The sequence below is a fragment of the Bacillus sp. ES1-5 genome (assembly GCF_022487605.1).
Lineage (GTDB): Bacteria > Bacillota > Bacilli > Bacillales > Bacillaceae_G > Bacillus_A > Bacillus_A wiedmannii.
The window spans coordinates 128098-141122 of the sequence record NZ_JAKVPU010000007.1 but is presented as its reverse complement, the minus strand read 5'-3'; the positions used below and the strand labels follow the sequence as shown (position 1 = coordinate 141122).

The window sequence follows — 13025 nt, the reverse complement described above, 5'->3', positions numbered from 1 at the left end:
CGTGTTTTAATCAAAAAATTTTTCAAAACACACTTTTTCTATTTGTTCTTTTATCAAGGTTTATTAAATTAATTGAATCAAGCCTTATACAAAAGCTACAACTTGCATTTTTTGTATAATAAAGAGGGCATAAAAGAAAGTAGGATGTAATCAAAATTAACTACTAGTTTTGGGTGAAAAAGATAAGGGCATGGATTTTAATCTTATCTTTAGCTTTAAGAATAGTTAAAAATAATCATTTAAAAAGGATGTATTTTCAAGGCTTCAAAATGACTTTTATACAATCATCTTCCCGGTTATTAAAAATTTGATAACCGTAGCTCGCTTCTTCAAGAGGAATTTTGTGTGTAATAATCTCTTTTGGATCGAATTCTTTGTTTGTTATTTTTTCAAATAGTTCTGGCATAAAATGAATAACAGGTGCTTGTCCCATTTTAAGATTAATATTTCTAACCCAAAATGCTCCGAGTGGAAAGGCATTATAGTTGCCGCCATAAACGCCGGTCATTTGAACTGTTCCGTATTTTCTTACGGCTTTCGTAGCAATTTGAATAGGGCCGAGAGTTCCACCTTGTAATTTCAATTTTTGTTCCAGAAATTCTAGTGGCGATTTTTTACCATCCATGCCCACGCAATCAATGACTACATCGGCACCGCCATGCGTAATTTCCTTTAAATGTTCTCCCATATCAGGAAATTTCGTGAACTCAAATACCTCAACATTGTTAATCTTTTTTGCATAATTTATCCGATAATCTAAGTAATCGACTGCGATTACGCGTTTAGCACCTTGCATCCAAGCGAATTTTTGTGTCATTAATCCAACAGGTCCACAACCAAGAACGATAACAGTGTCACCTGGCTTAACACCTGCGTTTATTACACTCCAATAGGCTGTTGGCAAAACATCGGATAAAAACAGTAGAGATTCATCTTCAAGTTCGCATGATTCTGGTATAACAAATGGAGTGAAATTTCCAAAAGGAACTTTTAAATATTCTGCTTGCCCACCTGGATGGTTACCAAATTTCTCTGTGTAACCAAAGTATCCACCAGAATCATAATGAGGATTGGAGTTATCACATTGACTTTCCATTTCATGTTGGCAATAAAAACAATGTCCACAAGCAACATTAAAGGGAATAACAACACGATCTCCTTTTTTTACTTTAGTAACATCTGGACCAACTTCTTCAACAATTCCCATTGGCTCATGACCAATAATGTACCCTGGAGGTAACGGCATGTTGCCTTGATATAAATGTAAATCAGAACCGCAAATAGCGGTTGAAGTAATTTTTACAATAATATCATCTTTTTTTTCTAACTTTGCATCATCCACCTGTTTAACTTGTACTTGGTTTGGTCCTTGATAGGTTACAGCTTTCATCTCATATCTCCTTAGGAATCATTTTTTATAATTTATATGTATCTCTTGACAAAATAGAAATCTTTAGTAAAGAGGAACCTATACATAGTGTTGTTATGAAAGTATGTTATAGCAACTCTTCTTTCTTATGTCTTTTGTCCCTATTTTAAGAAGAAACTCAATATTTATTCATAATCTAATTCCCACAAAAAGGATAATTATTTTTTCATGATTCGTAGCATATTAAAAACATCGGAGGTGAAACGATATGGCAAACAATAATAGTGGAAATCGTAATGAATTGTTAGTTCGAGGCGCTGAGCAGGCTCTTGATCAAATGAAATATGAAATTGCACAAGAGTTTGGTGTACAACTTGGTGCAGATACAACAGCTCGTTCAAATGGATCTGTTGGTGGTGAAATTACAAAACGTTTAGTAGCAATGGCTGAACAACAACTTGGTGGTAGAGCTAACCGTTAAGTAAATTAGTGTAAAAGATAGCAGATATGTAAATCAATTTCTTTTGTATATGTATAAAAACAAACCCTTATAGTAAATGGATTCTCACTCAAAGATTATTGATAATCTTCTTTCATAATCTTTGAGTATTTTATTTGTAAACTACTTTCCTAAACAATAAACACGTAGTGTTGGAAAGGTGTTTTCCATGCATAGTAGAAAATCTTTTGCAGGAAAAAGCATACTTAAAAATTGGATTTCAATATTGAAATCCATATTTATTATCATATTTTCGAAAGGGAGGAATTTAAAAATGGGTATATTAAGTGGAAATCCTCAAAATGAACCGTTACATTACGGAGAAGTATTTGATATTTGGAGTTATCTTTTAGCTGCACAAGGTGCCATTGCAAGCCATCAAGTATTTATGAATCACACAGGTGACGAAGATTTGAAGAAGTTTTTAGAAAGCTTAATTGAAAATGATATGAATTCGGAAATTGAAGAGTTAAAAACTCTTTTAAAGGTTAATGGCGTAGCTTTACCTCCTGCTCCTCCAGAACGACCAGTTGCATCTATCGAAGACATTCCTCCAGGAGCGCGTATTAATGATGCAGAAATAGCAGCAGCTGTTTCTACAGGATTAGCAGCTGGACTTGTGACATGTAGCCAAGTGATGGGAAAATGTCTTCGAGAAGATGTAGGTATGCTATTCGGACAATTTCATATGAAAAAAGCGCAAGCAGGTGTAACTTTGCTGCGTTTAAGTAAGAAAAAAGGGTGGGTAGTTCCACCTCCATTACATGTAAGAAATTCTGATCAAGCTTAATGAACAAAAATAAAAAAGTGGCGTTGGCCACTTTTTATTTTTTAAATCTATCCTCAATTTTGGATTTATTTATTGTGGAAGAATCTATATATTCATCTGACATTTCCATAGCATATTTATCATGGCGGATATGATTGTGATCTCTTAAATTATCATCGTTACGCAGTACTAGCCTCTTCATATAAATGTGGAAGAAAATTTCTGTTCCACCAATAATTAAAGCGGCTATAAATGAAGAAAGTCCAATATTACGAGTAGCATCTAAATCAGTAAACAAGGATGTTAGTAACCAAATTCCGAAGAAGCTTAAGCCGAAATCTGCAATTGTAGCAATCATATTTCCGTATTTAGGTAAAATGAAGAGATCTCCGATTAAATAGGCAGCTCCTGTAAGGAAAAGAGAAATGAGTAATACTCTAGGAATGGAAATACCCTGAAAGATACCGAGTAGGGTTAGTAATACTGCAGTTATCGCTGTGTATTTAATTAATAAAGCAACAATATGTTTCATTATTTTTCTCCATTGTTTAAACGTATATGAAATAAAATATTTCATTAAAAACGGGTTATGCTTTTATATAGCGTAACCCGTTTTAATCAACCTGTAATGGTAAGAAGTACAACCTGGGTAAGAAGCAGGCTTTATACTACGGATAGTATTTGCGGAATATCGAGTTTTATTCACAAAGGGTAGTTCCATTCTTAGAATAGAGATGTTACCTAAGTACAGTATTATTAACAGATTAAACTTAATATCTTTTGACACTTTGATTTTGTATTATATTTTAGTTCTTTCATATAAAAAATAAAAAATTATTTTCGTGCTTAATGTATCTTTTTATCTATATATTTTCCGTAATCGGGTACAGCGATTGTATCAAATTGTTGAACGAGTGTTTTGAGGCTTGATGATAGTAATTCACCCGACATCGGTATCCCATGTCCAGTAATAGCGACCAGAGGCTTTACTTCTTCTAATTTAATGACTGATTCTTTAGCGGATTTCCAGTCTGTTGTTAAATAACGAGGTGGCCCGCTTATTTCCTGTTCCTGAGTAATTACTTTATATAAGTATTCCTGTTTCACTGTAACAAAAGCATCCCCAGCAATTAAAGTTCGGTCTTTTTCTCGGAATAATGAAATATGCCCTGGAGTATGACCTGGTGTATGGATCCATCTAAACTCTGGCATATGGGGAACAGTTCCATCTGTAGGTAGTGTTTTTACGCTATTTCCTAAATCAATCGGTTCGTTAGGGAACAGGGGGGACATTTTCGCTACCATACCACCTTCAACTGTTGGATCTGGTTCAGGATAGCTTTGTTGTCCAGTCAGGAATGGTATTTCCATTTGATGTGCATAGACTGGAACATCCCAATACTTGATGAGTTCAATTATTCCCCCAACATGATCAAAATGTCCATGAGTTAATATAATTGCTTTTGGGCGACTATTTGTACCAAATCGCTTCTCAGTGACAGAGATAATTTCATTTGCACATTTAGGCATTCCAGCATCAACTAAAACAAAATCATCGGTATGCGGATTTCCAACAAAACATATGTTGACGATTTGAATCGTGTAACAAAATAAATCAGGCAATACTTCGAGGCCATGACCACTTTCAATTGAAGTTGCCGGAATAAACTTGTAATCACTTCCATAATTCATTTCCTTGTCCACTTTTTATCCCCCTTAATATATTTCAATACGACATTATAGTTCCCTAATTCCTCGAATCCATTTTGGAGGATTTGAAAAAAGAATGAGTGGGGGATTACAAAAAACAAAAATTAAGTCCTAGAATTAAGGTGGAGACATATCAATTTATATAAATTGCAAACAAAAAATATTGATTTTAAAGTCGTAGTTTCTACTATTTTTTTGAGGTTAAGTGTATATCTTTTAAGAGGATATACCAAGTTCTTTTATTTAGATAATTACTTGAAACTTGAACGGGAAAAACATGATCAAGCCCCCATTCTAATTCGTTTATTTCATTTTCAAGTCCTGTTGGATAGAGTAAAAGGATCTTAAAATTATTTTTAACAATATTTGATAAAACTGTTTGTAATTCAAGCGCTTCAGTCAAGTTTCCGCCCCATCTAACAAATAAAATGGATTGAGAATTGTGAGTTTTTTCGTAAAAGTTATCAATTCTTCGATCTAATTTTTGTTTAAAATCATGGTATGTGATGAACCAATTTTCATTCGGAATAACAGGGAAATCATGATAAGATGTTACGTTATATTTTGTATCTTTTATAATATGAGAAAAAACAGGTTGTATCACGCCATCATTAAACATAACATTTTGCTCCGGCATTGCGTGCATGTTGTTTAAATCCATAAAGTCTACAAAATTATTCTTCAATAATTTGTTGATAGAAGAAAGATCCGGTGATACAAACCAATCTAGAGGACCTGAATACTTCCGTAGTTTATATTTTTTAGATGAATAGCAGTATAACAATTTTCCCCTAAACTAATAACATCATCATAAATTCCTTGAAGCCCTTTCATTTCCAATACAATCATCCTTTTTTTAGAAAAATTAGAAGGTATATATAAATTCTAAAAAGCGTTGTTACTATGACACAGAATATGCTTTTGAAAAATAGGAGAACTGATTAATTATAAATAATATATGTATGTATAAAAGCTCCTGTGAAAAGGCTCACAGGAGGATAAAATAAAGCATGTTTTTTTGGGGGGATATACCATTTGTTGATGTAAGAATTGTGTGTGATAATTCATGGCGTTTCTATAATAAAGGGGAAAAACAGAAATACATTGAAGTTAGTTGTGAACAAATTATAATTTGAAATTGAGCGGAAATAAGAAGCCCCAGTTGCAGAATGAAGCAACTGGGGCACTTTTTAATCTCTTCCTAAGTTAATTATATCATGTAAATCAAGTTCGAAATAGACTGTTTATTCGTATTTACTACTGCTACAATCAAGAACACATGCATAATAAGGAGAGATGATAAATGAGTTCTTTCGTTCTCGATTTTCAGGAAATAGAAAACACGCAGCTTTCACTCGTTGGTGGAAAAGGATTGAATTTAGGGGAGTTATCCAACATTCAAGGGATACAAGTGCCAGAAGGATTTTGTGTTACAACAGTAGGATATGAAAATGCCATCGAGCAAAATGAGGAGCTTCAAACTTTGTTGCAGCAGCTAACAAAGTTGAAAATGGAAGAGCGAGCCCAAATTGATGGCATTAGTAAGAAGATTAGAGAAGTCATTATGGCAGTAGAACTCCCTTCTGAAGTAGTGGAAGCGGTAACTCATTATCTCTCACGTTTTGGAAATGAACATGCGTATGCCGTGCGTTCTAGTGCTACGGCTGAAGATTTACCATATGCCTCGTTTGCTGGTCAACAAGATACGTATTTAAATATTATCGGTAAAGAAGCGATTTTGCAGCATGTAAGAAAGTGCTGGGCTTCTTTATTTACAGAGCGAGCAGTTATGTACCGCATGCAAAATGATTTTGAACATACTCAAGTTTCTATATGTGTTGTCGTTCAAAAAATGATTTTCCCTGAGGCTTCGGGCATTTTATTTACTGCTGATCCGGTTACTTCTAACCGAAAGGTAGTATCAATCGATGCCAGTTTTGGACTTGGTGAGGCATTAGTATCAGGACTGGTCTCTGCCGATAATTATAAAGTAAAAGAAGGGAAAATTACCGGAAAGATGATAGCAACTAAAAAATTAGCTATTTATGCTTTAAAAGAGGGCGGAACGGAGACGAAACAGATTAATCCGGCTCAGCAAAAAATTCAAACATTGTCTGAACAACAAATTTTACGACTAGCACAGATTGGAAGACAGATTGAAGCTTATTTTGGTTGTCCGCAAGATATTGAATGGTGTGTAGTGGATGATACATTTTATATTGTCCAAAGTCGCCCAATCACGACTTTATATCCAATACCAGAAGTAAATGATGGGGAAAATCATGTGTATGTATCGGTTGGTCACCAGCAAATGATGACCGATCCTTTGAAGCCACTCGGAATGTCTTTATTCCAGCTAACATCTTTTGGACAGAGGTTTCAAGCTGGAGGAAGGTTGTTTGTTGATGTTGCACAAAGATTGGCTTCGCCTACTAGTCGAGAACTTTTATTAAATATGATAGGGAATTCGGAACCGCTTATTAAAGATGCATTAACGACTGTAGTCGAGCGAGATGATTTTATTACATTGTTACCAGATGATGAAAAAGAAAAGAGTGTTGGTAAAAGTGGACCACTTACAAGTTCGCAACCACAAGTCGAAAACAATCCAGCAATCGTTACGGATTTAATAGAAATGAATCAAGCATCAATTGAAGAGTTAAAACGAAACATGCAAACGAAATCAGGGGTGGATGTACTGGATTTTATTTTGGAAGATATGCAGCAATTAAAGAAAATATTATTTCATCCGCAAAGTATGGCTGTCATTATGGCAGGTATGAATGCTTCAACATGGATCAATGAAAAGATGGAGCAATGGCTAGGTGAAAAGAATGCAGCAGACACGCTTTCTCAATCGGTACAAAATAATATTACGTCTGAAATGGGGCTAGCATTACTGGACGTTGCAGATGTAATTCGGCCATATCCAGAAGTTATTGCGTATTTACAGCATGTAGAAGATGATAGCTTTTTAGATGAACTAGTTCAGTTTAAAGGCGGGGAGAAAGCTCGAGAGGCAATCGATGCATTTCTAAATAAATACGGAATGAGATGTAGCGGAGAAATTGACATTACGAAAATGCGCTGGAGTGAAAAGCCAACTACAATTATCCCAATGATTTTAAATAATATAAGAGACTTTGAAGCTGGCGCGAGTAAGCGGAAGTTTGAAGAAGGACTACAGGAAGCTTTGAAAAAAGAAGAAGAGTTAGTAGATCGATTGCAGCATTTGCCGGATGGTAAACAAAAAGTAGAAGAAACGAAGCGAATGATTCGTAATATCCGTAATTTTATCGGTTATCGTGAATATCCAAAATACGGCATGATTAATCGTTATTTCATATATAAGCAGGCATTACTGAAAGAAGCCGAGAAACTTGTGCAGAACGGTGTCATTCATGAAGTCGATGATATATACTACCTAACTTTTGAAGAGCTTCATGAAGTTGTTCGCACGAATAAGCTAGATTACGAGGTTATTCATAAACAAAAAAATGATTACAAATTATATAAAAAACTAACGCCTCCCCGCGTTATGACGTCTGATGGAGAAATCATTACAGGTAAATATAAACGAGAAAATCTCCCGGCTGACGCGATTGTTGGTCTGCCTGTTTCTTCTGGAGTAGTTGAGGGAAGAGCTCGCATTATTTTAAACATGGAAGAAGCGAATTTAGAAGAAGGGGATATATTAATTACTGCTTTTACTGATCCTGGCTGGACACCATTGTTTGTGTCTATAAAAGGATTAGTCACCGAAGTTGGAGGACTTATGACGCACGGGGCAGTGATTGCACGTGAATACGGATTGCCAGCAGTCGTCGGAGTAGAGAATGCTACGAAATTAATAAAAGACGGTCAACGAATTCGTGTACATGGAACAGAAGGGTATATTGAAGTGCTGTAATTAAGTAAAAGATCATCCGCTATTATAGTGGATGATCTTTTTATTCTAAATCTTATTGGTTACTATACTTTTCAATAATAAAGTCAATAAAATATCTACTTGCAATTGGCAAAACCCTTTTGTCTTTGTATGCTAAGCTAATTGTCCGAACAACAGGTGGAGAAATGGACTTTGTTACAATATTATACTGAGATCTATTTAAGACAAGTTTCGGTAATATTGAAATGCCAAGTCCTTGCTCTATCATTGACATAATTGCGTAATCATCATGTACACGATATTGAATGTTAGGTTCAAAATTATGTTGGTTAAAAACAGTTAATGGTTCGCTTATTTCACCTTCATCCAAAAGTATATATGGTTCATTTGTTAATTCCTTAAGAGCGACTTTCTTTTGACTTACTAAAGGATGATTTGTTGGAAGTACAGCAAGCATTTCATCTTCCTGTAAAGAAATTGCTGTTAGTTTTGATACAGCTTCTGGATTCACAAAGCCAAAGTCTACACTACCTTCTTTAATCCAGTTTGAAATCACCGTATAGTCCCCTTGGTGTAATTCGAAACGAACAGCTGGATATTGTTCTTTAAAATCTTTTATTAAACCAGGTAACCAGTGACATGCAACGCTAGAAAATGTACCAATTCGGATTAGACCACTGTGCAAGCCACGCATTTCTTTTTTCTTTTCTTGTAGCTCCAAATGTGAGTGATAGATTTTTTTAATATATGGTAAAAATTCCTCACCATCTGGTGTTAACGTAATACCTGTTCGAGAACGCAAAATAAGAGTTGTAGACAGTTCTTCCTCTAAAGAATGTACAAGTTGACTAATAGCAGATTGAGTATAACCAATTGCTTCAGCTGCTTTAGTAAAACTGCCGGACTCTATAACTTGAATAAACGCATAGTACTGATTCAAAGTAGTATCTCCTTTGCATTAGAATATCTAATGTTTATATAATAAACATTTGTTTTACTAATGTAAATGTGAATGATATGATTTAGCCAATCTTAAAATTAATGTTGAAAGGAACGTACTATGCTAACACAAAAACAAGCAAATTTAATTTTAATAACTGTTTCAATGGGGTGGGGAACATCTTATATTTTTATGAAACTTTGTGCGGATGCTATTGCTCCATTTACAATGGTAACTTTACGATTTGGAATTGCATGCATCGTTATGGTGACAATATTCTACAAGCAAGTAATGAATGTTGATGTTAAAACATTGAAATACAGTGCAATCGTTGGTGCCCTGTTATGTGGTATTTTTATTGCTCTTTCATATGGAATAAAAACAACCACAGCTTCTTCGGCGGGTTTTTTGACGAGTACGACAGTAATTTTAGTGCCTATGTTACAAACTTTTATAACAAGAAGGGCTCCTGAAAGGAACATATTATTAGGGGTTATGATTGTTTGTATTGGTCTAGCGTTACTTACAATTAAAGATGAACTTTCTTTTGCTACTGGGTCGTTATATTGTCTGACTGCTGCTTTTCTTTATGCAATCTATATTATAGTGACTGATCATTTTGCTCGAGAGGTTTCCGTCTTGAATTTGGGGATTTTCCAATTGGGGTTCGCTACTGTATATGCAAGCATCGGTATTTTTATATTTGAAACACCTACTATACCAGAAGGAGGAATGAATTGGTTTGCAATACTTGGTTTAGCACTCATTTGTTCTGCTTATGGTTTTGTGATGCAACCAATTGCCCAGAAGTATACGACACCCGAAAGTACAGGCTTTATTTTTTCACTTGAACCGATTTTTTCAGCAATATTTGCATTTATTTTCTTACATGAAAATATGGGATTACAAGGATATATAGGTGCTTTCGTTATTTTAATCGGTGTTTTTATAGCAAATCGCACATCCAAAAAAGAAAATGAAATTTTGAATTACTAAAGAAAGAGGAGAAGAAACTATGAATATTCTTATTATCTATGCTCATCCAGAACCTAAATCATTTAATGGAGCTTTAAAAGATCTTGCTGTTTCAGAATTAACATCTCTAGGTCATCAAGTTAAAGTATCAGATTTATACGCTATGAATTTTAAAGCAGTTGCCGATAGCGAAGATTTTATCAAGCGAGAAAATCAGGAGTTTTTAAAATATGCAGTAGAACAAAAGCATGCAACTAAGACAAATAATTTTTCTACTGATATTCAAGAAGAACAAGAAAAGCTTCTTTGGGCAGACTTTGTTATTTTTCAATTTCCGTTATGGTGGTATTCTGTTCCTGCTATTTTGAAAGGGTGGTTTGATAGAGTATTTGCTTCAGGATTTATTTATTCAAGAGATGAAAGGTATGATACGGGTCGACTTAAAGGGAGAAAAGCGATGTTGTCTATTACAACTGGTTCTCCTAAACATGCTTATACGCCATACGGAATGGATGGGGATATTCATGAGAAGATCCTTTACCATATTAATCATGGCATGCTTTATTTTTCTGGTTTACAACCTGTCGAACCATTTATAGCATGGACTCCGTCGCATAATGAAGAAGAACGAAAGTGTTATTTAGAAAAATACAAAACACGTTTGCAGAATATTTCTGAAATACCGTCTATTTCATATCATTCAGCTTCTCATTATGATGAAAATCATCAACTGAAAATAGAGTATAGGTAACATCTTTCTTATGCAACTGGCTTATTTTTTTAAGCCAGCTGCATAAAAAGGTCCATGAACTGCGATTGTTGATAAAATACGAGCAATTTCCTCAGGTGTTTCTTTTTGTCCGTTATTTAACCATTGCTGAATAACACCAATATGAGCAGATGCCATATAAGAAGCTAAGTATTGGCTTGGGACGAGTAAATTCTCCTTATTAATGAGAGCACCATTCGTATCTTCAAATAATGTTTTCCACATAAAGTCTTTCAGTTTTGTTTGGAAAGATAAATCTCCTTTTGGGCTCAGTACAGCTTTCATAAAATCACTATTTTCATTTAGAAATTCAAGAATAGAAGTGATAAGTATAAATGGCATTGTTGGAGAAGGATTTGATCCAAGGTCAGCAATAACTTCCGGGAATTTCTTTTTGGCAATTTTAGAAAACTCGTACATAATATCTTCTTGGCATTTCGTCATTAAATCAAATTTATCTTGATAGTGCGCATAGAAAGTACCGCGATTAATGTTTGCTTTCGTTGTAATATCTTTCACTGTAATGGCGTCAAAACCTTTTTCTTCAATTAGTTCCACCAATGCATTTCGTATGGCAGTTTTCGTACGAACAACACGTAAATCTAAATTACTATCGCGCAAAGTATGTCCCTCCTTAATGTTAGCCAACACATTTCAAGGATGTGTCTTATAACCGACACATTCACGATTTTTGATTATTGTATAGGGTTCAACTCGAACATATAATTCAAAATATAAATATACAACACGTTGTTGGTTATTATAAATCAAATTAAAGGAGGAGAAAAGAAAATGTTTAAAAATAAACTTTTATTGTTATCACCGGTTATTGCACTACTTATTGTTTTTATTTTTTCATTAACATTATTTCCAACCGTTCAACCTCAGCCGAAAAACTTACCAATCGCAATTGTAAATGAGGATCAAGGAGTAGAAATTCCGAATCAATCGAAGATGAATATGGGGCAAACGATTGTTGATAATATGAAAAAGACATCAAAACCAGAGGAAGAACCTGCGGTAAAGTGGGTAGAAGTGCAAAATAAAGAAGCAGTTCAAAAAGGCTTAAATAATCAAGAATATTATGCAGCATTAGTTATTCCGAAAGACTTTAGCACAAAACAAGCATCATTACGAACACCACAGCCATCTTCGCCAGAGGTAGAAATATTCATAAATCAAGGAATGAATACAGCTGCATCAACTATGGCAGGACAAATGTTAAATGGGGTAGTTGATAATATGAACAATACTGTTCGTACACAAATATTAGAAGGATTGAAAGCAAAAGGGGCTACTTTAACAACAGACCAAGCTGCGAAATTAGTAACACCTATTACGAAGAAAGTGACAAATGTAAATGAAATCGGTAAAAATAGTGCGAACGGTAACTCACCAATTTCATTATTCCAGCCGTTATGGATTGCAAGTTTAGCGAGCGCAGCAATTATCTTTATTGCGATAAGTAAAATGCCGATTCGTACAAGAAACGAAAACTTTGTATTGAAACTAAAACAAATCATAACAGGCGCAATTGCCACACTGGTCATTGGGTTTGGTCTTACATGGATTGCGGACGGAATGGTAGGATTAAATATCTCGAATTTCACGGATACGGCTTTGTTCTTATCCATCACTTCATTTAGCTTCTTCTTAATGATATCGGCGGTACTTTCATTAGTCGGACTAAAGGGAATTGGTGTATTCGCTCTCTTACTATTCTTCGGTGCACCGTTATTATCATTAGCACCTGAAATGTTGTCGCCATTTTACCAAGACTGGGTGTATGCATGGTTGCCAATGCGATTTATGATTGAAGGACTTAGAGAAATCTTCTTCTTCGGAAAAGGATTAAGCTGGAGTACACCTGTAACAGTGCTCGTTTGGATTGGCGTAGTAAGTATGATGATTATTTTAGCGACTGCTTTCAAACGTAGTGCAATAAAGGAACATAAAACAGAATTAAACGCATAAAAGATAAAAACGTTTCACTACGAGTGAAGCGTTTTTATCTTTTATTAACTTATACGGAAATCAAGAAGTGATAGATAGATTTTTCTAATCGAAGAGTTCGGATTTGCGTTTTCCTTTTATATACATGCTCC

The 13025-nt window shown here is 34.7% G+C and carries 11 protein-coding genes and 1 pseudogene; 6 read left to right on the top strand and 6 right to left on the bottom strand.

The annotated features are described in order from the left end of the window. Positions 1–256: 256 nt before the first annotated feature. Complete coding sequence (locus MKO96_RS21475) at positions 257–1390, bottom strand: zinc-dependent alcohol dehydrogenase (protein WP_240588610.1); 1134 nt, start codon at positions 1388–1390, stop codon at positions 257–259. A 247-nt stretch (positions 1391–1637) separates the two neighbouring features. Here MKO96_RS21475 and sasP point away from each other — a divergent pair, with 247 nt between their 5' ends. Continuing rightward, on the top strand, positions 1638–1850 hold the full coding sequence (gene sasP / locus MKO96_RS21470) for a small acid-soluble spore protein, SasP family (protein ID WP_000002833.1): 213 nt from the start codon (positions 1638–1640) through the stop codon (positions 1848–1850). Between the two features lie 292 nt (positions 1851–2142). Then, positions 2143–2658, top strand: a complete 516-nt coding sequence (locus tag MKO96_RS21465) for a DUF3231 family protein (RefSeq protein WP_000512133.1) — start codon at positions 2143–2145, stop codon at positions 2656–2658. A gap of 34 nt (positions 2659–2692) precedes the next feature. Here the strand turns inward: MKO96_RS21465 and MKO96_RS21460 are convergent, their stop codons facing one another. The 3 genes and pseudogenes from MKO96_RS21460 to MKO96_RS21450 all read right to left on the bottom strand — a co-directional run bounded on the left by MKO96_RS21460 (position 2693) and on the right by MKO96_RS21450 (position 5196). Beyond that, on the bottom strand, positions 2693–3169 hold the full coding sequence (locus MKO96_RS21460) for a YndM family protein (protein ID WP_240588609.1): 477 nt from the start codon (positions 3167–3169) through the stop codon (positions 2693–2695). A gap of 314 nt (positions 3170–3483) precedes the next feature. Beyond that, the gene (locus tag MKO96_RS21455; protein WP_240588608.1) at positions 3484–4341 is read right to left on the bottom strand and encodes an MBL fold metallo-hydrolase; all 858 of its coding nucleotides are present in this window, start codon (positions 4339–4341) and stop codon (positions 3484–3486) included. A gap of 193 nt (positions 4342–4534) precedes the next feature. Continuing rightward, positions 4535–5196, bottom strand: a pseudogene (locus tag MKO96_RS21450) (DUF1796 family putative cysteine peptidase). Between the two features lie 454 nt (positions 5197–5650). On the opposite strand from MKO96_RS21450, the gene ppsA reads away from it, so the two are divergent. Beyond that, the gene (ppsA, locus tag MKO96_RS21445) at positions 5651–8257 is read left to right on the top strand and encodes a phosphoenolpyruvate synthase (RefSeq protein WP_240588607.1); all 2607 of its coding nucleotides are present in this window, start codon (positions 5651–5653) and stop codon (positions 8255–8257) included. Between the two features lie 52 nt (positions 8258–8309). Here the strand turns inward: ppsA and MKO96_RS21440 are convergent, their stop codons facing one another. Continuing rightward, positions 8310–9176 carry a LysR family transcriptional regulator gene (locus MKO96_RS21440; RefSeq protein ID WP_240588606.1) on the bottom strand — a complete coding sequence of 289 codons (867 nt, stop codon included), beginning with the start codon at positions 9174–9176 and terminating at the stop codon, positions 8310–8312. Positions 9177–9296: 120 nt separating this feature from the next. Here MKO96_RS21440 and MKO96_RS21435 point away from each other — a divergent pair, with 120 nt between their 5' ends. Both MKO96_RS21435 and MKO96_RS21430 read left to right on the top strand, forming a co-directional pair. After that, entirely contained in the window at positions 9297–10172 is an 876-nt protein-coding gene (locus tag MKO96_RS21435; RefSeq protein ID WP_240588605.1) for a DMT family transporter, read from the top strand. A gap of 19 nt (positions 10173–10191) precedes the next feature. After that, positions 10192–10902, top strand: coding sequence for an NAD(P)H-dependent oxidoreductase (locus MKO96_RS21430; protein ID WP_240588604.1), 711 nt, complete (start codon positions 10192–10194; stop codon positions 10900–10902). A 21-nt stretch (positions 10903–10923) separates the two neighbouring features. Here the strand turns inward: MKO96_RS21430 and MKO96_RS21425 are convergent, their stop codons facing one another. Next, the gene (locus MKO96_RS21425; protein ID WP_276314238.1) at positions 10924–11541 is read right to left on the bottom strand and encodes a TetR/AcrR family transcriptional regulator; all 618 of its coding nucleotides are present in this window, start codon (positions 11539–11541) and stop codon (positions 10924–10926) included. Between the two features lie 132 nt (positions 11542–11673). On the opposite strand from MKO96_RS21425, the gene MKO96_RS21420 reads away from it, so the two are divergent. After that, positions 11674–12894, top strand: a complete 1221-nt coding sequence (locus tag MKO96_RS21420; protein ID WP_240588662.1) for a YhgE/Pip domain-containing protein — start codon at positions 11674–11676, stop codon at positions 12892–12894. Positions 12895–13025 lie beyond the last annotated feature (131 nt).